At 48.3% G+C, this 21748-nt stretch carries 32 protein-coding genes and 3 tRNA genes; 21 read left to right on the top strand and 14 right to left on the bottom strand.

Annotation, left to right across the window (positions count from 1 at the left end; all coding sequences use genetic code 11):
• The first annotated feature begins 42 nt into the window (after positions 1-42).
• The 4 genes from G367_RS0110910 to G367_RS0110895 all read left to right on the top strand — a co-directional run bounded on the left by G367_RS0110910 (position 43) and on the right by G367_RS0110895 (position 2478).
• Complete coding sequence (locus G367_RS0110910) at positions 43-495, top strand: hypothetical protein (protein ID WP_020413165.1); 453 nt, start codon at positions 43-45, stop codon at positions 493-495.
• 140 nt (positions 496-635) lie between these two features.
• Positions 636-1106, top strand: a complete 471-nt coding sequence (locus tag G367_RS0110905) for a free L-methionine (R)-S-oxide reductase MsrC (protein ID WP_020413164.1) — start codon at positions 636-638, stop codon at positions 1104-1106.
• Entirely contained in the window at positions 1106-1852 is a 747-nt protein-coding gene (locus tag G367_RS0110900; RefSeq protein ID WP_020413163.1) for a spermine/spermidine synthase domain-containing protein, read from the top strand. The genes G367_RS0110905 and G367_RS0110900 overlap by 1 nt, the downstream gene beginning before the upstream one ends.
• 170 nt (positions 1853-2022) lie before the next feature.
• Positions 2023-2478, top strand: a complete 456-nt coding sequence (locus G367_RS0110895) for a hypothetical protein (protein WP_020413162.1) — start codon at positions 2023-2025, stop codon at positions 2476-2478.
• 54 nt (positions 2479-2532) lie between these two features.
• Here G367_RS0110895 and G367_RS0110890 read toward each other — a convergent pair whose 3' ends face one another.
• The 3 genes from G367_RS0110890 to folD are packed head-to-tail and all read right to left on the bottom strand — an operon-like array spanning position 2533 to position 5094.
• Positions 2533-3546, bottom strand: a complete 1014-nt coding sequence (locus G367_RS0110890; protein ID WP_020413161.1) for a class I SAM-dependent methyltransferase — start codon at positions 3544-3546, stop codon at positions 2533-2535.
• Positions 3547-3551: 5 nt separating this feature from the next.
• On the bottom strand, positions 3552-4256 hold the full coding sequence (rsuA, locus tag G367_RS0110885) for a 16S rRNA pseudouridine(516) synthase RsuA (RefSeq protein WP_020413160.1): 705 nt from the start codon (positions 4254-4256) through the stop codon (positions 3552-3554).
• The gene (folD, locus tag G367_RS0110880; protein ID WP_020413159.1) at positions 4249-5094 is read right to left on the bottom strand and encodes a bifunctional methylenetetrahydrofolate dehydrogenase/methenyltetrahydrofolate cyclohydrolase FolD; all 846 of its coding nucleotides are present in this window, start codon (positions 5092-5094) and stop codon (positions 4249-4251) included. The genes rsuA and folD overlap by 8 nt, the downstream gene beginning before the upstream one ends.
• A 340-nt stretch (positions 5095-5434) precedes the next feature.
• Here folD and G367_RS0110875 point away from each other — a divergent pair.
• From G367_RS0110875 to G367_RS0110865, 3 genes are all read left to right on the top strand, one after another.
• Positions 5435-5511, top strand: a tRNA-Pro gene (locus G367_RS0110875).
• 18 nt (positions 5512-5529) lie between these two features.
• Positions 5530-5606 (top strand) — tRNA-Arg (locus G367_RS0110870).
• Positions 5607-5721: 115 nt separating this feature from the next.
• Positions 5722-5797 (top strand) — tRNA-His (locus G367_RS0110865).
• Between the two features lie 141 nt (positions 5798-5938).
• Here the strand turns inward: G367_RS0110865 and G367_RS23665 are convergent.
• From G367_RS23665 to G367_RS0110825, 8 genes are all read right to left on the bottom strand, one after another.
• Positions 5939-6973, bottom strand: a complete 1035-nt coding sequence (locus tag G367_RS23665; protein ID WP_083922715.1) for a tyrosine-type recombinase/integrase — start codon at positions 6971-6973, stop codon at positions 5939-5941.
• Positions 6973-7212, bottom strand: a complete 240-nt coding sequence (locus G367_RS0110855) for a DUF4224 domain-containing protein (protein ID WP_020413157.1) — start codon at positions 7210-7212, stop codon at positions 6973-6975. The genes G367_RS23665 and G367_RS0110855 overlap by 1 nt, the downstream gene beginning before the upstream one ends.
• An 87-nt stretch (positions 7213-7299) precedes the next feature.
• On the bottom strand, positions 7300-7560 hold the full coding sequence (locus G367_RS0110850) for a hypothetical protein (RefSeq protein ID WP_020413156.1): 261 nt from the start codon (positions 7558-7560) through the stop codon (positions 7300-7302).
• 89 nt (positions 7561-7649) lie between these two features.
• Positions 7650-7937 (bottom strand): phage antirepressor KilAC domain-containing protein, encoded by a 288-nt coding sequence (locus G367_RS0110845; RefSeq protein ID WP_020413155.1) that lies wholly within the window; start codon positions 7935-7937, stop codon positions 7650-7652.
• Positions 7934-8092, bottom strand: a complete 159-nt coding sequence (locus G367_RS26470; RefSeq protein WP_020413154.1) for a hypothetical protein — start codon at positions 8090-8092, stop codon at positions 7934-7936. Before G367_RS26470 ends, G367_RS0110845 begins: the two co-directional genes overlap by 4 nt.
• A gap of 165 nt (positions 8093-8257) precedes the next feature.
• On the bottom strand, positions 8258-8602 hold the full coding sequence (locus G367_RS0110835; protein WP_020413153.1) for a hypothetical protein: 345 nt from the start codon (positions 8600-8602) through the stop codon (positions 8258-8260).
• Entirely contained in the window at positions 8599-8790 is a 192-nt protein-coding gene (locus tag G367_RS0110830) for a hypothetical protein (protein WP_020413152.1), read from the bottom strand. Before G367_RS0110830 ends, G367_RS0110835 begins: the two co-directional genes overlap by 4 nt.
• Positions 8787-9128: a LuxR C-terminal-related transcriptional regulator gene (locus G367_RS0110825; protein WP_020413151.1), complete on the bottom strand. Its 342-nt coding sequence runs from the start codon at positions 9126-9128 to the stop codon at positions 8787-8789. Before G367_RS0110825 ends, G367_RS0110830 begins: the two co-directional genes overlap by 4 nt.
• Positions 9129-9489: 361 nt before the next feature.
• Here G367_RS0110825 and G367_RS0110820 point away from each other — a divergent pair, with 361 nt between their 5' ends.
• Entirely contained in the window at positions 9490-10164 is a 675-nt protein-coding gene (locus tag G367_RS0110820; RefSeq protein ID WP_020413150.1) for a hypothetical protein, read from the top strand.
• A gap of 32 nt (positions 10165-10196) precedes the next feature.
• Here the strand turns inward: G367_RS0110820 and G367_RS27130 are convergent, their stop codons facing one another.
• Both G367_RS27130 and G367_RS25115 read right to left on the bottom strand, forming a co-directional pair.
• Positions 10197-10394, bottom strand: a complete 198-nt coding sequence (locus G367_RS27130; RefSeq protein WP_020413149.1) for a helix-turn-helix domain-containing protein — start codon at positions 10392-10394, stop codon at positions 10197-10199.
• A gap of 191 nt (positions 10395-10585) precedes the next feature.
• Positions 10586-11263, bottom strand: a complete 678-nt coding sequence (locus G367_RS25115) for a type II toxin-antitoxin system RelB family anti-toxin (protein WP_020413148.1) — start codon at positions 11261-11263, stop codon at positions 10586-10588.
• Between the two features lie 86 nt (positions 11264-11349).
• Here G367_RS25115 and G367_RS0110805 point away from each other — a divergent pair, with 86 nt between their 5' ends.
• The 3 genes from G367_RS0110805 to G367_RS26145 all read left to right on the top strand — a co-directional run bounded on the left by G367_RS0110805 (position 11350) and on the right by G367_RS26145 (position 13455).
• The gene (locus G367_RS0110805) at positions 11350-11610 is read left to right on the top strand and encodes a transcriptional regulator (RefSeq protein ID WP_020413147.1); all 261 of its coding nucleotides are present in this window, start codon (positions 11350-11352) and stop codon (positions 11608-11610) included.
• Positions 11611-11781: 171 nt separating this feature from the next.
• The gene (locus tag G367_RS0110800; RefSeq protein WP_020413146.1) at positions 11782-12375 is read left to right on the top strand and encodes a hypothetical protein; all 594 of its coding nucleotides are present in this window, start codon (positions 11782-11784) and stop codon (positions 12373-12375) included.
• 111 nt (positions 12376-12486) lie between these two features.
• A complete protein-coding gene (locus G367_RS26145; protein ID WP_020413145.1) occupies positions 12487-13455 on the top strand; it encodes a hypothetical protein in 969 nt (322 codons plus the stop codon).
• An 89-nt stretch (positions 13456-13544) separates the two neighbouring features.
• Here the strand turns inward: G367_RS26145 and G367_RS26790 are convergent, their stop codons facing one another.
• Positions 13545-13775: a hypothetical protein gene (locus G367_RS26790; RefSeq protein ID WP_245556686.1), complete on the bottom strand. Its 231-nt coding sequence runs from the start codon at positions 13773-13775 to the stop codon at positions 13545-13547.
• Between the two features lie 3 nt (positions 13776-13778).
• Here G367_RS26790 and G367_RS0110785 point away from each other — a divergent pair, with 3 nt between their 5' ends.
• The 10 genes from G367_RS0110785 to G367_RS23625 form a co-directional block, all read left to right on the top strand.
• Positions 13779-14441, top strand: coding sequence for a hypothetical protein (locus G367_RS0110785; protein ID WP_020413143.1), 663 nt, complete (start codon positions 13779-13781; stop codon positions 14439-14441).
• A gap of 517 nt (positions 14442-14958) precedes the next feature.
• Complete coding sequence (locus tag G367_RS0110780; RefSeq protein ID WP_157533475.1) at positions 14959-15813, top strand: hypothetical protein; 855 nt, start codon at positions 14959-14961, stop codon at positions 15811-15813.
• 177 nt (positions 15814-15990) lie between these two features.
• Positions 15991-16368: a D-Ala-D-Ala carboxypeptidase family metallohydrolase gene (locus G367_RS23645; protein ID WP_020413141.1), complete on the top strand. Its 378-nt coding sequence runs from the start codon at positions 15991-15993 to the stop codon at positions 16366-16368.
• 580 nt (positions 16369-16948) lie between these two features.
• Positions 16949-17281 carry a hypothetical protein gene (locus tag G367_RS0110770; protein WP_020413140.1) on the top strand — a complete coding sequence of 111 codons (333 nt, stop codon included), beginning with the start codon at positions 16949-16951 and terminating at the stop codon, positions 17279-17281.
• Between the two features lie 148 nt (positions 17282-17429).
• Complete coding sequence (locus tag G367_RS27125) at positions 17430-17639, top strand: D-Ala-D-Ala carboxypeptidase family metallohydrolase (RefSeq protein ID WP_425411207.1); 210 nt, start codon at positions 17430-17432, stop codon at positions 17637-17639.
• A gap of 619 nt (positions 17640-18258) precedes the next feature.
• Positions 18259-18627 (top strand): 3TM-type holin, encoded by a 369-nt coding sequence (locus G367_RS23640; protein ID WP_020413139.1) that lies wholly within the window; start codon positions 18259-18261, stop codon positions 18625-18627.
• The gene (locus G367_RS23635) at positions 18624-18830 is read left to right on the top strand and encodes a holin (protein ID WP_020413138.1); all 207 of its coding nucleotides are present in this window, start codon (positions 18624-18626) and stop codon (positions 18828-18830) included. Before G367_RS23640 ends, G367_RS23635 begins: the two co-directional genes overlap by 4 nt.
• On the top strand, positions 18827-19564 hold the full coding sequence (locus G367_RS0110755) for a hypothetical protein (protein WP_020413137.1): 738 nt from the start codon (positions 18827-18829) through the stop codon (positions 19562-19564). The genes G367_RS23635 and G367_RS0110755 overlap by 4 nt, the downstream gene beginning before the upstream one ends.
• A 97-nt stretch (positions 19565-19661) precedes the next feature.
• On the top strand, positions 19662-20150 hold the full coding sequence (locus tag G367_RS25105; RefSeq protein WP_020413136.1) for a hypothetical protein: 489 nt from the start codon (positions 19662-19664) through the stop codon (positions 20148-20150).
• Positions 20053-21748: terminase gpA endonuclease subunit (locus tag G367_RS23625; RefSeq protein WP_157533474.1), on the top strand; the 1696-nt coding region annotated here is incomplete at its 3' end. The genes G367_RS25105 and G367_RS23625, both read left to right, overlap by 98 nt.

Below are 21748 nucleotides of genomic sequence, written 5' to 3'. Positions count from 1 at the left end.
AAATGCCCTTCAAAAATAAGAAGGGATGTTTCTGGAGATTTTATGCGTCAGTTTTCCATTTTGGTCATTTTCGTTTTGGCCTTTGGCGGCGCCGCTGTTTTGTACGAGAAGGAAAGTCGTAAAGTAAAAGGCGTCCTGACCCAGATTACTGAGCTACAGGCGCAGATGGGCGACTTGCAAGCGGAGGTCAATCGACTTAACAGCGAGCTGGAGGCAGTGAAGCTTGCCGAGCGTCGCCGCCCGAATCTGAGAACTATGGCCAGTCGTATCCGCCGAGAGAGCACACCTTCCACGCCGCCTAAGCCTGTGGTGGAAAAACGATATGAAAGAAAGTCCAGCGGCTTGGTTACCTCCGATGTCACTACAGCACCACCCGCCATCCAATCTAATAATGGTAATGCAGAGCAGGACAGCGAGTGGTCCCGCCCGACCATAGATGCAGACCAATATCAGGAGGAATCTGGGGGGCAGGAGGTACTGGACCCTTACCAGTAATTTGTTCTCAGCTATTGATTCCAGATTGAAAGCCCGCAAAATACCTGCGTCTTGGCGCGCATAGCGCTAGGTATTTCGCGGGTTTGCTGTTTGTAGCAGACTCAATATGTAGCCACGGTTTGTGAGAGGCGATACGGCCAATGTCGTTAGATAAATTTTATGCATCTCTGAGTGGACAGCTGGAAGGCCTGCTGTCAGCTGAAAGAGACTGGCTGGCCAATACTGCCAATGCCAGTGCACTGCTTTTTATGGAGCTGGAAGATATCAACTGGGCGGGCTTCTACTTTCTGCATGGCGAAGAGCTGCGCTTGGGGCCCTTCCAGGGCAAACCGGCATGTACTCGCATCCCGGTAGGTGCCGGTGTCTGCGGCACTGCAGTTTCCACTGGCGAATCCCAATTGGTTGAAGATGTGCACCAGTTTCCCGGGCATATCGCTTGCGATGCGGTTTCTGCCTCTGAAGTGGTCATTCCGCTTTACGATAATAATGGCCATTGTCTCGGTGTGTTGGATATTGATAGCCCCACCGTTGCCCGCTTTACGCGAGAAGACCTGACAGGTTTGCAGTCCTTTGCACAGGTGCTGCTGAAATCCTCCGATTTGCCAAGCTGATGGCATTACTGTGGCAGAAGCAGGTAGGGGGTACCTGTTATCAGGTGCGTAACCATGGTGCCAGTGTGCGCCTTTACAGTAATGGGGTTTTTCACTCCCAGTGGAATCCCCGAGACCCTCTCAAGGGCTCCCTTTGGGAGCTGCTTCTGCTGCCGGCATTTTTCATTGATGAAAAGCGCTTGAACTCGGTGCTGCTGCTTGGTGTAGGAGGTGGCGCCCTGATTCGCTTACTGCAGGCTTATACCTCGGCAAAGCGTATTATTGGGGTTGATCTGGACCCTGTGCATTTAGAGATTGCCCGGCGTTTCTTCCGTGTGAGTAATGTCGATCTGGTGTGTGCCGACGCCACTGAGTATGTGGCGGATCACCTAAATGATCCTTCCAATGAACCATTTGATCTGGTTATCGATGACTTATTTGGCCACACTCAGGGAGTGGCGCAGCGCGCGGTGCTCGCAAATAGACAATGGTGCTCCAGCCTGATGCGCCTGTTACACCGGGATGGCGTGCTGGTGAGTAACTTTGGTGACAAACACGAATTGCAGGGCAGTGCTTGGCGCCAGCAGTCTATGCGCCAGAGATTAAAAGGTGCCTGGATGGCGTATATGCCTCAGTATGAGAATCATATTTTGGCAGTCAGTCGCAAAGCTTTGCCTTTGGCGGATCTGCAGTGCCGCGCACCAGATAAGATTAATCCAACCAACCCCAACCGACGCCTCAATTTCAAGATGAGCCGGCTGCGTTGACAACTAATTTTTGCCCGCCTTAGGACTCAATTCCGGCACTAGGGTGACAAATATGGGAATACTTACCAGTCACCTAAAACGCTGTCACCTCAATACTGATATTGATTGGCGCCCTTTGACACCGGCTGCCTATACTTAAGTCAGCGACGTAGTTTTTTTGGGACCGGTCGATGCGGTACAAAACTGTTGAGGAAGTGATCCAGGAAGGAAGGGACTTTCATGCCAAGCTGGCGCTGCAATATGAAGAGTATGAGCAGCTCGCCACCAATAAACGGGTCGAGCTACTTTTGGATCAGCTTCGACGACGGGAAGACTCCATGAAGCACTCGCTGGAGAACTTCCATGCAGATCTTCCCCCAGGTGCTCTGCATACTTGGGTGCAATTTGCTCCCGAAGGGCGCGAGAAAGAATTCCTGCAGCGACTGCGAAGTATCGATATTGAAAACCTCGACGACATTGCCAAATTGGCTATGGATATCGAGATTTACCTGGCGGATCAATATCGTGACTTGGCGCAGGGTGCAGAAACGCCCTCGGCACGGGAAGCTTTCGAACGTTTGCGCCAGCTTGAGGAGCTCGAGGAACACACGCTTTCGATGAACCTCTTCAATTTACGCGATTATTAGGATCGCAATCCTGCCCTGGCGACTGCTTTTCCTGTTATCCGTATCGCCTGCGCTCTAAGGGCGGAGGCGGTACACGCAGAACCCTTTCTCTTTGGTGATTAGCCGCACATCAGAGAAGTAGTGCGGTCCCTTCTTTGCCAAAGGAATAAACTCATTCACCACAAAAAGTGCTGAGCCGGTAATTTTAAGTATCCGCGCGCTGTGCTGTAGGAAACGGTCAGTGAGGTCGCCTTCAACCTGGAACCCTTGGTGAAAGGGCGGATTACAGAGCACCAAATCTGCGATTCCGCCTTCCAACTCAGAACCGGCATCTGAAGGCAATACCACGCCCTTTATACCCAGCTCGCGGAAATTCTTTTCGCAGGCCAGTAGAGCAGCGGCATTGTTATCGGTGCCGGTAAAGTGGAATTCGCCTAAGGGGGCCAGCTGGGCACTGAGATAGCCGTAGCCGCACCCCAGGTCCACGACGCGGGCGCCAGGTTTCGGCAGTTCGGTGGTGAATTGTTGGGCCAGCAGCGCGCTACCTTTGTCGATCTTGTTCCAGCCGAACAGGCCAGGTTTGCTGTACAGGCCGTTGAGCTCCGGCAGACTGCGTAGTTGCGGGTAATCCAGTTCGCCAACTAGCTCCTCTGCACTTGGGTGATCCACTCGGTTAGTACTGGAATAGTCATTGCCGTGTTTTTGCAGTTGTTTAGCAGTGCCAAGGCGCTCAGCTACTTTAGCCGCATAGCTTTTGATGCCGCTCTGTTTTCCCCCAAGCAATACCAGCTCGCCGCCTTCGCCGAGAAAGTGTGGAGCCTGGTTGATGATGTGATGAACTACCGCCTTTTCTTTGGAGACCGAATAAACGATGCGGCGATAGTTGCGGTCCAGTTCCCCAAAGTGGAAGTCGTTAAAGAAGCTGCGGGCCACTTTGCCCTCTGCCTGCTCAGCAATATCCCAGCGATTACTGAGCAGGTCACCATCAAAGTGAAATCCCGGCTGCAGCAGGGATTTACTGTTTTCATCGGCGATCCACAGGGTTTCCCTGGGTGCCTGGAGGAGTTCCTGTAGGAGAAGGGCAGACATATTGTTTATTGTACCGAGGCGATTTCTTCAGGGGTTAGGAGGCGATATTCGCCTTCTTGGAGTTCTTCATCGAGGGAGATGTCGCCGATTCTCTCCCGGTGTAGCTCTAGTACCCGGTTACCCAAAGCGGCGAACATACGTTTTACCTGATGATAGCGGCCCTCACCAATGGTGAGGCGGACCTCGTTAGCATAGAGAATCTCAAGCTTGGCCGGTTTGGTTCTCTTCTTTTCGTTGTTGAGCCAGATGCCCTTGGCAAACTTTGCCACCGCATCCTCCTCAATTCTCTCTGCCAGCATGGCGTAGTAGGTTTTATCACAATGATGGTTTGGTGAGGTCACTTTATGGGACCACTGGCCATCGTCGGTGAGCAGGACCAGCCCGGTGGTATCGATATCCAGGCGCCCGGCAATATGCAGTTTGGATTTGTTGGGCTCGTCAATCAGGTCCAGTACCGTGGGGTGTTCGCCATCTTTGGTTGCGCTCACATAGCCCAGAGGTTTGTTTAACATAATGTAGCGTGGCCCCGGCTCGTGCAGGGGCTCGCCATCCAGGTACAGTGCATCGCCGGCCTGTACCTTGGCGGCTGGGTCGGTGACTATCTCGCCATTCACACTGATGCGCTCCGCTTTGGCGGCGCGCTTCACGTCGGAGCGGGAGAGGTCGGTCACCTGGCTGACCGCCTTATCCAATCGTATAAAACTAGCCAATCTTACGTTCACCGGAATCGACAGATTGGTAGATAAGGGTATTGATGGTCATAGGGCCAACACCGCCGGGCACCGGGGTGTAGGCGGCAGCGCGATCAATCAACGGGCCAAGCTCTATATCGCCCACACCGCCTGGATGGTAGCCGGCATCGACAACCACTGCGCCGTCCTTAATCCACTCAGCCTTGATAAATTCCGGCTTGCCTACGGCGCCCACTACGATATCTGCGCGGCGGATATGATCGGCCAGATCTTTGGTGCGCGAATGACAGATGGTGACGGTAGCGTTGGCGTTTAGCAGCATGGCCGCCATTGGCTTGCCTAAGATGGGGCTGCGACCTACAACCACGGCATGCTTGCCTTCCAGTTCAATATTGTAGGCTTCCAGCAAGCGCATAATGCCTTTTGGAGTTGCACAGCCATAGGCTTCTTCGCCCATGGCCATACGACCAAAGCCCAGACAAGTTACGCCATCAACATCCTTATCCAGGCTGATAGCGTCGAAGCAGGCGCGCTCGTCGATCTGTGCCGGAACCGGGTGCTGCAACAGAATGCCGTGGACGTTGGGGTTGGTATTCAGTTCTTCGATTTTGGCGAGCAGCTGCTCAGTAGTGGTGGAGGAGGGCAGTTCCACCTGCATGGAATCCATGCCGATACGGCGGCAGGCATTGCCTTTCATCTTTACGTAAGTGGCGGAAGCGGGGTCATCACCCACCAGGATGGTAGCCAGGATTGGCGTTTGGCCACCACTCTTCTCCTTCAGTGCGGCTACCCGAGCCGAAAGTTCCTCTTCAGTTTTCTGTGCCAGGGCCTTGCCGTCCAGAACCAATGCAGACATAGATGCTATCTCTAACAATAAAAAATCGAGTGCTAAATAGACCGGAGTCTGCTCCAGCACCTACTTTATATAGAAGGGCGGAAGCAGGCGGCTTTCGAGCTGCTTACTTTTTATCCGGTCGGATTCGCGAAGTGCGCCATTTTCGCACAGGTTGGAAATAATTTCGCCACTTCAGGCCCTTGAGAGGCAAAAGGATAAACTTCTTAAAAAATAATAGCTTAGAAGCGTTGACACAGGCCTGGGGTATCAGTACTATGCGCGCACTTCGCAAATGCAGCGATCTAAACAACCACCCCAAGGGCGGTAAGCAAGATCAAAGAAGTGCGAATGATTGGAAAAACGGGGCATAGCGCAGTCTGGTAGCGCGCCTGCTTTGGGAGCAGGATGTCGGGGGTTCGAATCCCTCTGCCCCGACCAATTTTCCGGGTTCACCTTGCGCCCGTAGCTCAGCTGGATAGAGCATCCGCCTTCTAAGCGGATGGTCGCAGGTTCGAGTCCTGCCGGGCGTGCCATCTTCACTAGATGGTGCTGGTTTGGCAAAAAGGACTCAGTCTGAAGCCAGATTGGCTGCAAGAGATATCCGGAACTCAGTACTGCCACAAGGTGCTGAAGTATATCACTACTATGGTGGCCGTAGCTCAGTTGGTAGAGCACAGGATTGTGGCTCCTGAGGTCGCGGGTTCGATCCCCGTCGGCCACCCCAGATTCTTCCTTGTTTATCAAGGACTTAAAACCTCGCCTAGTGCGGGGTTTTTTCGTTTTGGGCGCCAGTGTGGTAATTCAGTGTGGTAATTTCGTACACAAGCTCAACTTCCTCATAGTCTGGCTGTATGCCTGTCCAGTATCAGCGGCGCTTTTTCGAACTTGGATTATTGAGCGAAACCACTCTGTCGGGGGTGCGATTGTAGCGCTCTGCCATGCTGCGAGTTTTGTGGCCGCTGAATTTTTGTACATCCCCTTCAAAGTCGCTGACCGCTTTAATTTTCAGATCATGAAAGCGGAACCGCTCTTTTATGGCATTGGCTGCCAGAGCTGCCCGTTGCTCTCTAAGCCAGACTGAATTAAATCCGGTGCGAGTGTATGCACGTCCGGCACGATTACGGATGAGGTGGGTAGTTTGCACTTGCGCGTGAATGTTGGCACTGAGAGCGCGGTCAACAACTTCTCGCAATGCTGGACTCCAGAGTTTTAGTTGAGCCTTACCTGTTTTTGCTTGGACAACTAATAGGCCATCCTCCCGTATGTCAGCGCGGGTCAGGGCGAGTACATCTTGCTGGCGGGCGGCGCACAAGTAGCTGATCTCCATGGCACACCGATGCATAACATGGCCGCGCTCGCTGAGCCATTGCTTAAATGCCTGGTATTCCCAGTCCTCTATATAGCGTCCCCCTGGGCCTTCCTTGAGCGTTTTGATTACGGTAGTGGGGTCTTCAATTTTGACAAATCCTCGTGCCTTTCCCCATTTAATAACAATGCTAAGGAAAGTTCGCTCGCGGTTAGTTGCTGCTGGGTGTTCGGCGCCCCGGGCATCTACAAACATCTGAACCAAGGGTGAAGTAATCAAGTCGGGCTGCATTTCCCCAAAAACTTTTCTTACTCGCTGGCTGTAGCGTAAATAATCTTTTTGAGTCTGGGGTTTGATAAGTTTCGTGTACTGGGGCGATGCGAAATAAAGGTCGATCAAATCTGCAAACGTGAAGGCTTTCTCTTCCAGCCCAGCTTGGTAGCGCTCGTAAGCCCCCCAAACTTCCGACCGGTTGGCATCATGTTTAGCTAGGTGCTTAGTTGGATGCCCGCGACGATTGACGCGATACCCGTCTTTGTAGCGCTCTACATAAGGTGGCATCCATGAATTTTCTGGTCTGCGACGCCTGCCCATTAGTTAGCTGCTCCCAGGTTAAAGCCTTCTGGCAGGTTAGCACCTGCTAGGGTTGGTTTTGAGGCACTACGGGCCAGAGTGGCCTGATTAACCATATCCCAGGTTAGGGCGGGGGACTGATCTTTTTTTAGTACATAAGGGATTTTGTTGGCGTCAAGAACACGTTTTTGTTCTTCAGTATTATTTACGCCAGCACCGGTAAGGCGGGCTATTTCATGTTTGGTTAGTAGCTTGCTCATTGCATATCACTCGCTATTGTCTTCTACCCGCAAAGCCCGCGCTGGGCGGGCTCGGTTGTCTGTATTGGTTGTGTATCAGTTGCAGATTTAAACAGCTGCCTTTGCTTCCAGCTCGCAGTTTCCCTCTTTATCTTTTCGGCGTTTCAACTTGCCTTTCACTATGCTGAATATTTTTGCTGCATCTGTTTTTTTATCTAAAATCTGTACCCAGTAAGCAAAGGGGTCACTCTTGGCAATTTCTTCCGCTTCTTGTTTTGCCTCTGCCTCAGTGTGAAATGATTTTTTTAGGTGTTTGACTCCACCCATCATTAAGTCGTAGCCTCCAGAAAACAGTGCAAATCTTTTCATTTAATCCTCCAATTTTTAAGAGTGGGCTCCGTACTGGCAGCCCTAGGAAAGGTACTGCTGACTGAATGCGCCTAGCGCGGTGAAACTGTCTAACTGGCTTGTGGTACCTCTGCCTTTTTAATTAGGTCTCGAATCCATACCATCCCTTTGCCGGTAACTTTGGTGGTTACGTATGGCACGCTTACGGGGCCGCGTTTGTAATCCCGGTTTTCTGCAACTAGCAGGCCTTGTTGTATTGCAGTTTTAGTTGGCGCATTACGCATAGGTTGGCGGCCATGTAGAAGATTTTGTTGGCGTAGGAGTTTGAGCAAGTTGTTTCTGCCAATATCTAATACTTGGGCGGCCTCGGCGACGGTTAAGAGTTTTTCTTTTTTCACGCTGCCTCCTGCTTATCTTGTTTTGTGGGTTCGCCTTGGATAATTTCGGAAAGGTCGGCGATTTGTTCACGCATGCCGTTTATCTGTAATTGCTGGGCTTTCACAGTAGCCATAAGGTCTTGAGTGATTTCGAGCAACTGAGAGAATTCATTCATGATTTTTCTCGATGAGTTTTTTGAACTCTCTTTCCCTGCCTATTGCAGGTTCCCAATATCTGCAGGTGTGACAGTTCCAGCCGCGCAACTTGAGCTTTCCATTGAATACCGGCTTTGCTGCTTTTTTGCAGTGTGGGCAAGATATTTTGGGAGGTTGTGCGTGGTTCACGGGGTAGTCCCCTCCTGAATTCGTTTGGCTAATTGCTCAAGCGATTTCAGAAAATTTTCAGCTTCCTTGCGGCTTTGGTTGAAAGCGTTATTGATAGCTTCTTCATAGTTTCTTCCGTGGCCTTGAATGAGTCCTGTGGTCGGCCCTTGGATGTTGCCTATATAGAAACAAGCATGAATGTCTAATTTTCCGTTTGGGTAGCGATAAACTGTAATATCACCAAGGGTTTTACCTTGTAATACAACGTCCGCTTTCCTCACCAAAGTAGATATAAAGTTGTTTTTCACTTCGCCGGTATTCTCTGCATTGATCGGTTGATCAATAAATTCAAGTCCTTTCATGCTGCATCACCTCCAAATGGGGGGAACTCATTTATATCTTTATGTTGGGAATAGGTGGGCTTTGGCTGCACTAGACGTACACTGCGGCCTTTGTGATGAATGATTGCAATTTTTCCGGTGAAGTCTTCAAGCCGTTCAATTTCTCGTGGGCTCATTGCTGTCGGATGTACAAAGATAGTGGCGTTCATACTGTGCCCTCGCGGTTATTGCGAATGCGGATTGTGCGAACTGTGGGGCGGCGCTGGATGCGTGTGCGTAGTTGTTCCTGTGCATCTGAGCCAATGCCACTAATAACTGACGCGATCAACGCAAAGTGAATTAATCCGTGTTTTACGGCTTTAGCCACTGCTTCAGTACTGTTACGTGCGTGCAGCTTGTAGAAGCATTCCGCTAGCAAATTGGTAACGTTTGTTACAGAGCAGCGCATAGTTTTGGCTGTCTCTGAATTGGATAGCCCTCGGGCGCGGTGTGTCAGGGCTTCAGCCTGGCGTGGGGCCAAGGGTTTTAAATGGGTGGCAGTGTGCATTTTGATGCCCTATCCTTGGTTTATGCTCGAAATATAAAAAACGTAATAATATTGGTCAATAACAAACTTTATATTTTGGCGGAAAAAACACCATGTCTTAATGAGAATTACCTACGAAAGGGGCTAAATTGGTGAGTAAGAAGGAGGCTTAAAATGTGAGGGTAATGACAATTTGCTGCAATGCGACATTTAGATAGTCGCACTCAATACATGCCTTAGGGTGGGCAGGTTTTAGAGTTCAGGGGCTGTCACAACTGGACTCATCAAACTGCTTGGTTTAAAAAATGAGCCCACGAAAGCTTCAGCTTTTGATATAAATGTTAGCCACTAACCTCACTATAGGGATCATAGGAGCTTGAATATGGATTTTGTACTCTACCCATTTTTAGATGACCGAGGTGTTTTTAAGTATCTAGAACTGGCCAGCGGCTGGAATAACACAAGGGCAGGCAAGGGGAAGAGCCTGGCCTGCTACATTTATGCGGGCGACGCGCCCGATAAGCCTTTTAGACATTTTCAATCATCCCAAGTTAACACCGTTTCGATACTCGGACACTGCAATAAAGGCAGCTCGTATTTGAGGTCTCAACAATCCTTTGACGATGGGGAGTTACATGAAGAGGGTGGAAAGACTATTTCAGCGAGACAGCTGGTAAATTTACTGCGCGATTTAGGTGCAAAAGATAATGATTTTATGAGAATCAAGTGTCTAAATTGCCACTCAGGGGAGCATGATAGCGACTTCGAAGAGGTGTCTTTTGCAACAAGCCTAAAGAATGAGTTATTGAAAGCTTCATTTGTGAACACACAAGTATTTGGATATGTAGGCGCATTGACGCTTATTCCAAACAAGGACGAAAAGGTCCCGCACCACAAATTCGCTATCCATACGGCCAATAATGGCGCGAAATATGCTATAAGAGGTAAGCATCTTAGGGTGGAGGCCACCGGCAATCCCGATGAAGATGCCAACATTACAAATAATCTTTTTGAAAGAATTGGCAATTTTATCGAGACAGATATAGCGATGACGTAGAGTCAGCTCATATTATTTGCCCGAGCAGCCACCTAGCAGGCGTCTGCCAAGTGCCTATACAGGGTGCTAGCTCCAATTTTTAGTTGCTTCGCAACTTTTGGCTTCGCCATGCCTTGGGAAATGAGAAGCTTTGCTGTCTCGATAGTTTTCAAATCCACTGGCACCCTGCACTTGTACTTTCCCTCGGCTTTTGCTCTTTCTATGCCAATTACCTGCCGTTGAGGCGCCATGGAACTAGTGTAAATGTTTACTCACCTATTGGTTATTTTGTGAATCATAGGTTTGTGGTATTGCTCACTGCGACAGCTTTTAGGGGAAGGAGTGAGCCAACCTATGAAGACACTCATATAAAAAATTTAGGGAGAGGTTCCAGTGAGTTCGATGCTAAGCTAACTCACAGCCTATATTGAAATTCTTTGAGTCATTTTTTTCTAGTCATGATCTGGATATTTTGCTTCAAAAGTTCTACTAGGTCGTGATCAAGTGAGCCGTCTTGGATTTTTTCCTTAATTAATTTTACTAATTCGATAAAGTCTTTTTTGGTAGATGGATTCTTTGAATAGTCTTCATCAAAACTGATGTTAATTGCGTCGGCGATATCGTCGTGTGGGCTATCAAGCCAGCCCAAAGGTTGTTGAAGAGGGGGCTCTATACTGCGAGCTAAACGACTGCTTATTTCAATATTCCCATCCAGTACTCCATGGAGCCCTCCTGGAATAACCCCCTCAAGTTTTTGACTAATAGATTCTTCACCATGAATATCAATCTCTAACTGAAGGTTCCGAAGTCGAATATCTTCGATGCTCTCACCGTGCATTTTTCCCCGACCACTAGTAAGCCAATGAGCATCAACCCCCAGGGCGCGCGCGATGGGAATTAGAGAGGTGCCTTTGCGAGTTCTGCCGCTCTCTAGTTGGCTATAGGCAGGTTGGGTGATTCCTGCGGCATCAGCAACTTCAGCCTGGCTTAGGTTGGCGCTTTTTCTAGCGTGTTTTAGTCGACTTTGTATTGAGTCGGTCACGGATTCCCTCTCTATGCCTGTTTTTACACCAACTCTATTGAGTTCAGACCAGATGATATAAGTTTCCTTATAGGTCAAACCAATTCAATTTCTTATTGACCTTTGTATAACGTTTTTTATATTCTTGGCTGAATCTTCTGTCTAACAGCACCTGGTGAACGCTCATGGACGATGCCAATGAGGTGAGTAGATCCGCGCAAGACTTGGTGATTTTCTTTAAATCACAAGCCAAGGCAGCTGAAGCCTTGGGGGTAGAGCAGCCAACTATCAGCAATTGGTTGAGAGGAAAAAATGGAGTTTCCCCCGTTTCCGCCTTAAGGGCAGAGCAGGTGACGGGAGGCAAGGTAAAGGCTGTAGATCTTTGCCCAAAGCTGGCTGAGGTTTTTGAAGCTTCAGGTCCGCAAAGGGTGGCAGAAGTTCAGTAGGCAAGTTAGGCGGATGCGAATTGACAGTTGAAACCAAAATAATGCTCATTTTCAAATCCCTATTTTATTGTCCTGCCATTCTGCGGTGAGTAAGGGTTGGGATTAATTCATTGCGGTATATGGGGATTTATACAGGTGGGGCAGTCCACTAGTAGTTAGGGAGAGTGTCGTGTGAGCCATGCGAAAAAAGTAAGCGTGCTATTTGCAAGGAAGGATAGCAATTACAAGTCACTTGATGGCATCGATGTTTGGGATGCTGAGAGGGATGCTCGTAAATGGCCTGGGGGTAACGCTTTGATTACACACCCGCCTTGTCGGCTGTGGGGTAGGCTCAGACAGTTTGCAAAAGGCTCAGAAGACGAAAAAGAGTTGGCAATTTTTGCAGTGGAGCAAATCAGGCTATGGGGTGGGGTTTTGGAGCACCCTGCGTATTCCACCCTTTGGAAAGCCGCAAGTTTGCCTGTGCCGGGGAGGAGAGACAAGTTTGGTGGTTGGACACTGCCTGTGCATCAGCACTGGTGGGGGCATAGAGCTGAAAAGGCGACTTGGTTATATGTGCTGGGTTGTGAGTCCGTCGAATTACCGGATATTCCATTGGTTCTTGGAAAGGCAACGCACTGTATTAGGCCCACTAAAGGATATCCGCGCTTACCTTCAGTAACTAAAGCAGAGCGAGAGCATACGCCGCTAGAGTTTGCCCGTTGGCTAGTGGAGGTTGCTAGGAGGGTAGGGAGTTATTCGGGATATTTACAGAGGGTCGTGTAAAGAAAACTGAAGGATTGAATAGTTTGTGAGGCTGGGTGCCGTCCGTTTTATTTCTCAAGGATAGGTAATAAAAAACATGATCAATTTGTTTTTCTCTAGGGGGGCTGCTGCATGATTCGTCGAAGTGCTCGGCCATCTTCAAATTATTTGGTGGTCTCTAATTCCGTTGTGCGTGATCGTCGTATTTCTTTTGCTGCTGGTGGCTTGCTGCTGCACCTGCTTTCAAAACCTGATCATTGGGAGGTTTCCCCTTCGGCGCTGGCCAAAGAGGCTCAGGAGGGTAGGGACAAGATCTATAAATTGTTAGGTGAGTTGATTGGTGCTGGTTATTGCAAGCGAATTACTCGACGCGGTGAACGGGGAAAAATAGTCGGTACAGACTATGAAATCTCTGATGCACCACGAGATGCTGATCCACTTCCTGAAAACCCGGATACGGATTTACCGGATACGGATTTACCGGATACGGATTTACCGGATACGGATTTACCGGATACGGATTTACCGGATACGGATTTACCGGATACGGATTTACCGGATACGGATTTACCGGATACGGATTTACCGGATACGGATTTACCGGATACGGATTTACCGGATACGGATTTACCGGATACGGATTTACCGGATACGGATTTGCCGGATACGGATTTGCCAGATACGGATTTACCGTATCCGGGTTTGCCGACACAAGAAAGTAAAGATACTAAGAAAGTAACTAATCTAGAAAATAACCAGAGAGAGAGCGAGCAGGGGGGTGACCTTGCTGTTCCCCAGGAACCCACCCCGCCATCCAAGCGCGGTTCCCGTCTTCCCGATGATTGGCAGCTCACCCAGGAATTCTACGATGAGGCGGCCAAGGTTCGCCCAGAAGTGATTCACCAGATTTACGATATCGCGGCCAGCTTTGGTGATTACTGGAAATCTCAGTCGGGTAGGCAGGGGGTGAGGTGCGACTGGATGGCTGTATGGCGAAACTGGGTGAGGCGGGAAAGGTTTGTTCCTCCGAAGCGGCCAGCGCCACAGCGGCGAACGCGAAACCTCAGCGCAGTAGAAATCGCAACGGATACCAATTGGTAAAACTCAATCATCAAGGAGAGCTCATCATGTGCACAGTCACCATCCCAGAAGCCATCGAAAGGATTTCCACAACCAACCCCAGCAGCCCCCTAGCCGTATTCCGCACCAAGTACGCTCACCTCGTGGAGGTCGTCTTTGCGAATACGGTGGTTACCCAATTTTGGATAAACCAGGGCCATATAAATTACCTGGGCACGTATCACCGAGACAATCTGCACGCGGCCGAAAGGCGATTTCAGGATTATTACGAGAGCATGCCGCAGGCTGCGTGATGGGGTGCTTGGCTGGTTTTGGTTGCTTGAAAATTGCTTGGGGAGCATGACATGAGATTCGATAGTGCTAGACAAGCGTGGCACGATGCCTTTGACGGCTCCACAGCTGCATTTGATTATGAGGCCATGGGCGGCAGAAGTACGGTTTCCTCAGCTGGGAGGGGGCGAAAAATTTTAATTCGCGGAGAGATGCAGGGGAGGGCCAACCAAGTCATTTGCCGGGTTAGTGCACCAAGAGTAATTGCGAAAGAAACCCCTGGGGCTAGGGACAGCGGCAACCGCGTTATGGATGCCTGTGAAAAGGGTTTAATCCAAGATGTAGTCGCCAAGCTGCGAGTGAGTGATCCACTGGCATACTGCTGGGGCATGGCCGCCTACGCCCCGCCAGCCGCAAGAGTCAAAGAGCGAGCGGCACTATTGCAATACTTGATGTCTGAGTTTGACAAGTGGGAGGAGCCGCACCCGAGAGAAAAGGTGAGTCAGTTGGCGCTGTTTTGTATTGGTGCGTGTGCGCTGCGGGATGTGAATGGTCGAAAGGTGGAGGTTAAGCAGGCCCGCACGATTGTAGGTTGTCAAAAATCAACTTGGGATCTGGAATGGAAGAATACTTGGAGAAAATTGCAGAGGCGTTTGGACCCACTGCCAGCGCGTGCTCTAGGGCCTGTTTCTGAAGTTGTAGAGAGCTACAAAGAAAAATTTCTAAAAGTGGGTTGACAGACTTTGACCCAGGATGGTACTTTTTTTCTAGCCTGCGGTTTTTCCGCTTGCAACAGAAGCCTGGCTCCACCAGCCGGGTTTTTTCGTTTCTGGGGTTTTATTTTCATCTCTTGTTAATGTTCTTGATGGCGCTCTTTTGGACGCCTTTTTTTGCTTAATTCTTGAGCCTTTATTATCCAGAACGGCTATTTCTCATAGTTGGAGTTGGCTTGTTGAGATGAAGTTTCGGGATGTAAAGTTCATGCTTCTATTACGATTTGAACTTTTGGGTGGGCCAATGTGTTTATTTAGTCTCCATAAATAAAGCATTAAAGTTAATGGGTTCTAGTTTTATATTTTGTTTTTTGAGTTGTGACAGGGTGTTAAGATTAGACAGTTTGTTACATATTGAATGTTATGTCTTTTGGGGCCAGAGTTTTTTTATAATTGATGGTCGATCTTTATTAGGTTTAACGTTTACATGATAGTATTTGTTTTGGATGTATTTTTGTTTCACTTATAAATGGATATTGTTGTGATGAAAGAAAGAGTTGTTGGGGTTTTATTTGTTGTTTCTATTTTTTTATGTTTTTCGTCGTTTTCGCATGCGCAGTCTCTTTTAGAGCCTAATATATATACATGTAATAATTGCTTGAGCTTTTCTCGCTTGGCTGATCAGAAGGCGTCCCAGAATATTAATCGACGATTTCATATTGTTGATGTGGACAAGGGAGTTATAAAAGCCTATGTCGGGATGACGCAGATAGAGAACTTTGAGATCATTGGGGCGATAGCTCAGCCAACGACGGTTGATCCAGAGGTCAAGGCTCAATTCGATGATATGCTAATTTTGCGTAGCAATTTATTGAACTTTGTTGCTAGCTCTGCTGGGGTTGTGCATATCCCAAAGGATATTGCAGATAGCGCGTGGGACCTTAGTGGTAGCACAAAGACAATAAATGATGTGGGAGATGTTATTTATAATGATTTGGATTTATTTGAAAAATTTAGTGCTTATTCTGGAGCGGTAGTTTCACTTTTAGGTAAGGTGGTAAATGTAAATGTTGTTGTTACGGTAAAATTTGAAGATGGATCTAGTGCTCTTTATAAAATAAGCGGAGTTGACTCCGATGACGGAAATGTTGAAGTTTCATTCGAATATTTAGAGGGAACTGGTATAGATGCAGATAACAATACAGTTAGTGATTCGAAGTCTAGCTTTGCTGGTATCTGGATTTTTGAGTCAAAAGATGCTATTCAACAATTTGCAGAAGCTTTAGAGCGGCAGGGGATTTATCTCCCGCCGATCCTCAATTGTGAGAATGTTGAGGTTTCATGTGAGACAAGTGGTAATGATATGGTTTGTACGGCGAAATCTGTGTCTTGTTGATAGGTATTAAAGATAGAAAATGACTTAATTTTTAGCTGATAAGTTTTGTGGATCCTGGGTTCTAGCCTCTATTAATTTGTCATAACCCTGAATATCAGCATTTGAAAATATATGTACTAGATGTCTTACATATCTATAAGCCCGCTTTGTGCGGGCTTTTTTATTTCTGGTAATTTAATGTTCAATAATGACTATTTCACAGGGTTGGAATTGGCCTGCCAGTGTTGTGGCAAATATCATTTCGAAGATGAAACACTCAGACGTTTAATCCGGGTTAGAGAGCGTTTGGGCAAGCCAATGATTATCAGCTCTGGCTACCGTTGCCCAGCTCATAACAAACGAATAAATGCGACCATGACTCATGCCACCGGGCAGGCTGTTGATGTTTCTGTGGCTGCGAGCGGGGCGCACAAGCTTATGAAAATTGCCTTAGAGGAGGGTTTCACCGGTATAGGCGTGAAGCAGAAAGGGCCGATCAAAAGGCGGTTTATCCACTTGGATGACCTTGATTCTATTCCTGGCGAGCGTGCGCGCCCTACGGTGTGGAGCTACTAATGTTTGCAACCATATCAAATCTACCTCGTAGGCCTTACAGTAGCTCATTAGCTATGGACGATTGATCAAAATCCTAGTGGCTAGCAAGTCCTTAGGATCCTGGAGCTCGTGTGTCACGATTGTACAGAAACCATAACATGCTGTATTTCTAAGCCTGGAGCTCAGGGGGCTAGTCCGCGATATGGGTGAGTGAGGTGTTGATTTGCGCCAAGGCCAAAGTATACTGCGCTGCGACACTGCCCCAGTAAGATAAGAGCTAGGGCAGGGTTTTTGCTCATTTGAAGGGATAGGCAGATCTGATATTGCGTAGTTTCCTAGGTTATTTTAGAAAGAGCAATCAATTGGGGAAATCAAATTGATGTATTGCTGCGTTCTAACCAATACGGAAATTTGAATAGTAGCTTTTATGTAAGATAGCTTCCAACTAAGCATCTACGCTAACTACAGATGGTGGGATTAGCGGTTGAGTCCATGGTGTTTTTTGTGATGGCTGGCTTGAGGGTAAGTTCTACCAGATCAAATTTAAAGAGCGAAAAATTTTATTTTTAAGCTGTAAATAAATTTCTAAAGAGGATATAAGGTGAAACAAATTCTTCTATTATTGTGTGGTTTTTTGCTGCCCGCCATCTGCAATGCAGAATTTTACTGGCATACATCTAAAATAAAGGCAGTTTATCCTTTAGCAGATGGTAATTTTGTTTTGTATTTTGAGAATGAAAGCTCTGACTGCCCCGGCCAAAGTTCGCCAAAATATCACTATGTAAGCGTCGGTGAGAGTGGTGTCACACAAGAAGGGTCTGAAAAGATTTATAGTGCTGCGCTTTCTGCTGCTATGGCCAATAAGCAAGTCAGGATTAATTTTGACGGTTCCCAGCCAAACTGTTTTATTAATCGCCTAATTATAGATTTCTGAGGGGTAAACGATTCTGCCCTATATTCGGTCTGACTTTTGCCAGTGAAGCTTTGGGTAAATAGTAAAAGCCTAGTTTTGGGGAGAGTAATAAAAGTTTAAATCGCTCTGATTACGAACTTTTGTATCCTTAATCATTTTCGAGCCCGCTTTGTGCGGGCTTTTTTGTATCTGGTACCCCCTTGTTTTAAAGCGACTAATTAAAGGAGGAGTTGTCCAGCCGTTGTTGCAGGAAGATCCACTTTCGAATGACACGCTGCTCAGCTTGATAAAAGTCAGGGAGCAGTTCAATAGGCCGATTGTGATTAATTCCGGTTATCGCTGTTTGGACCAATACGCCTATATCGGCTTCACTATTTAGCTACTATGCGCTAGTTGTGCTTTGGCCCTTCAGTACTGTGGATCGAGTTGATAGATGGTGCATGACCCGTCAGCATCAGTGTATACAGTTATTTCTCTTTTACCGCTCGCCCAAGAAGCTAGGGCCACTGAGATCATTACTGAATCTTCTTTATTGATTTTCATCAAGTTGTGAGCTGTACTGGCGCAATTAGCTGGGACCCCAGTGTCCAATCTAATCAGTAGCGAGGTTCAGGTACTTGCCATATAGTTCATTGTACCTTTTATAAAATGATCAGCTGAGATTGCAGAAGAACTCGCAACTAACAAAATAAAAAATACGAAGTATTTCCTGAAGGTGTAAATCATAGTTATTCCTAATTTTTGTTTCTCAATAGCTAGTTGGAATTGGCTTAAGTTCTTCAAACCACAAGTCCGGTTTATAAGTGGGTACTGCTCTGAGCTTAAGCTAAAGGGGGCAGAATTAGACTGAATTCGGTGGTTACCGGTCAAGACCGCTGTGTTGCTAGCAAACCCCAAAGTTTGTCTTTCCGTGACTAAAATCCGGTCTGACCATAGAGTTTTATACTCCTATATAGCCTTGTGTTTTGCGCACTAAATATCTCACTTTGGAGCTACTAATGATTTCTGCTATTTCCGAATTAATCGGCAAGGTCATTGACAAGGCATTCCCGGATAAGACAGAAGCTAATCGCTTAAAGGCACAGGTGGATTCAAAGTTAATCTCAATGGACCTGGAGGAGCTGAAAGCGGCAACCCAGATAATCACTGCTGAAGCAGGGGGAGAATCATGGCTACAAAGAAACTGGCGGCCAGTAACAATGCTTACGTTCGTGGGGCTGATTGTCTTTCATTGGCTGGGGTGGACGGCACCAAACCTCAGCGAGGACCAGACTCTCGCCCTTCTGGAAATCGTAAAAATCGGCCTCGGTGGTTATGTCGTGGGGCGCAGCGTTGAGAAGGCAGCTATTGCCTGGAAGCAGTCATGACACTTCAGGATGCTCTGAGAGAAATAGCGGATAAGGCTGGCTATATGACTGCCATTGGTGCGGGAACTTTTGCGGGTTGGCTTGCAAACAACTGGCTTGGGCTTGCGGGTGTACTGATCGCTGCGGTTGGTCTGGTGGTTAATTGGTATTACAACCACAAGCGCTTGAAGCTGCAAGAGCAGCAGCAGGGTGAAGACTCATGACGGTTAATGTCAGCATTGATACTTCAGCGTTTGATAGTGCATCTGCCGAGTTACAGCGTCAGCTGCCTTATGCTGGCTCTGTAGCCTTGAACAATGTGGCCTTTAGGATTCGAGGGGAAGAGCGTTCTGCAATGGGCCGGGTTTTTATGAACCCAGTGAAGTTAACCCTGAACTCAGTTCTGATAGAAAAGGCGACCAAGCTCTCTGGTCGTGCCAAAGTTTATATCCGTGATCATGCCACTAAAGGCACGGCGCCGAGTAAATACCTGGCGCCGGCGGTGTTTGGCACTAGCCGTAATGACAAACGGTTTGAGCGGGCGCTGCGCTTTGCTGGCCTGCTACCTGCTGGGATGTATGTTGTTCCCGGTGAGGGGGCAAAGCTGAATAAGCACGGCAATATCAGCGCGGGCACTTACAGCAAGATCCTATCCCAGGTTAGTGCTAGCTCTGACCCCACGCAAAACGCTACCGATAGCCAGCGCAGTAAATCCAAGCGAGGAGCAACCAAGGGTTACTTTGTCGGAAAGATTGAGGGCACCTTAGGAGTCTGGCAAAGGGTAGGGTACAAGCGGCGCAGATCGGTTAGGCCCATCCTGGTCTTCGTTAAAAAGAAACCAGAATACCGTAAGCGTTTTCCATTCTTTCAAATTGCTGAAGGCATAGCCCGAAAGTACATTCCGATCGAGCTGGAAAAGGCGATGGAGCGCGCACTGGCAAGCGCTAAGCGACGCTGAATTACACTTCAATGGGTCCTCCTGAGAAATCCGGCGCACGGGTAATTCGGACCCCGTTTTTTTAACAGCTATCTGAAATTTCGTAGGGGGTTATACCTTGGCTGACAACCTATCACTGGATGATAAGGCCACTCAGTCTGGTTTTGCTCGCTTGGTGGGTACCTCACAGCCGGCGATTGCCAAGCATGTGCAGGCTGGGGTGCTAACGAAAGGTGCCAGCTTTGGTATTTGGCTTCAAGAGTACTGTGAAAGGCTGCGGGTTGAAGCAGCAGGCCGTCAGATAAATGATGCCCGTAAAGAAAAGGATTTGGCCGATGCAGATAAGGCAAGACTCAGTGCGGAGAAAATGAGGCGTGAGTTTTACCGGGAAGATAAGTTGATACTTGATATCGAGTCTGTCCGCCAAGGAATGGTGGAGTGGACCAAAGTTGGAAAAAATGAATTTTTAGGGGCGTGCGAAAACATAATTATTGCGATAGAGAGCCAGTATGCCATTACCATCGACCGTGACCCCCTACAGCCAAACATTAACGCTGCCCTCAGAGCTATTGGTAGTTACGAGATCGAACCTCTGTCGGCTAGTTGAGGAGGTCCGTAAAAATTGGATACCGCAGCCTAAAATTCCGCTAATTGAGTGGCTGCCGGAAAATATCAAACTGCCCTCAGAAGATAGCGATAACGCTGGCTATTACCGTGTCGAATACGTTCCCTACTTCTGGGGCGTAATGCACGCGCTGGATAGCACGGTGTCATGGATGGTCGTAATGCAAAAGGCAGCACAGATTGGCTGGACAGTGTTATTGGCGGCGGATATCTGCAAGGTTGCACTGACAGATCCAGCGCGGGTATTGATGCTTTTCCCGAAGGATTCAAAAGGCCAGAACTTCATGGACGAAAAGTTCGTGAAGATTGTTGAGAGCTCACCGAATGTAGCGCGTGTGATTGATGTCTCCACCAGTCGCAAGCTGGGGAACAGATCTACCAGAAAAGTATTCCCTGGCGGGGAAGTGCGTACTGTGGGTTCTAATTCCGTCTCTAATGTTAAATCCACCACTGCCAAGCGTGGTTATGTAGAAGAGCCCGACGATACTAACAAAGACGTCGGTGATCAGGGCGATTCCATTCGCCACCTGCGCGAACGCCTAAAACGGATGCGCAATAAGAAATTGATTATTGGCGGCACGCCGGCGGTTGCTGATCTTTCCCAAGTGGAGCACTACACCAAGCTCGGCACAATGCGCGTGCTACCGGTTACCTGTCACGACTGTGGTGAGTCCCATGTACTGGACTGGGAAAACGTTAGTTGGTTGGAGAAAGAGGGCGGCACACCGCACCCGGTATTCGGCCTGAATCAGCCAGAAACCGCCGTTTATACCTGTCCTAAATGTGGTAGTGCCTGGGATGACTACCGCCGCCAGGCCAATATCCTGCAGACCTGTAAAACCGCGCGGGAAAACGGCGATGACTTTGCCGGCTGGTTCAAAACCCAATGCGGCGAGGACTTTGCAGAGGATGAAATCGAACCGATAGAAACCTTTATGGAGCTATCAGAGCTTTATGTGTGTATCCCGGGTACTGGCTTGGCGGAGGTCGTCAGGGATTTCTTGGAAGCCGAACACGAAGCCAAAAGCGGCGATGAATCTGCACGCATCGTGTTCCAAAACAACAAGTTAGGCAGGCCCTATAAATATGCGGCCAACCGGTTGCTGGATCATGAAAAACTGCAAGAAACTGCGGAAGACTATCCAGAGCTATTTTGTCCGGCTGGTGGGTTGCTGGTTACTGTCGGTATTGATGTTCAGCATGACCGCCTCGCCATCACTATCCGCGCATTTGGTCGCAATGAAGAAAGCTGGCAAATGTACTGGGGCGAAATTGATGGCGACACGGTAGATAAGCGCGATAGCTGCTGGGATGCCTTGGACAAGTTAGTTTTCCAAGGCTTCAAGCATGAGCGCTTTGGTGAGATTTACGCATCTGCAGTCAGTATCGATTCCTCTGATGGTACTACCAGCGGCGCGGTGTATGAATGGGTAAGAACTAGAGAAAGAAAATATCGCCGCGTCCTAGTGATGGCAATTAAGGGCGATAGTAGAGACTTTGGCAGCAAAGAAATATTTTCACATCCAAGGAAAGCAGAGGTTAGTAACCCAACGCGCACTACTAAAGCCGATCGCCATCAAG

It is taken from the genome of Microbulbifer variabilis ATCC 700307, assembly GCF_000380565.1.
Lineage (GTDB): Bacteria > Pseudomonadota > Gammaproteobacteria > Pseudomonadales > Cellvibrionaceae > Microbulbifer > Microbulbifer variabilis.
This window is presented reverse-complemented; position numbering and strand designations above follow the sequence as displayed.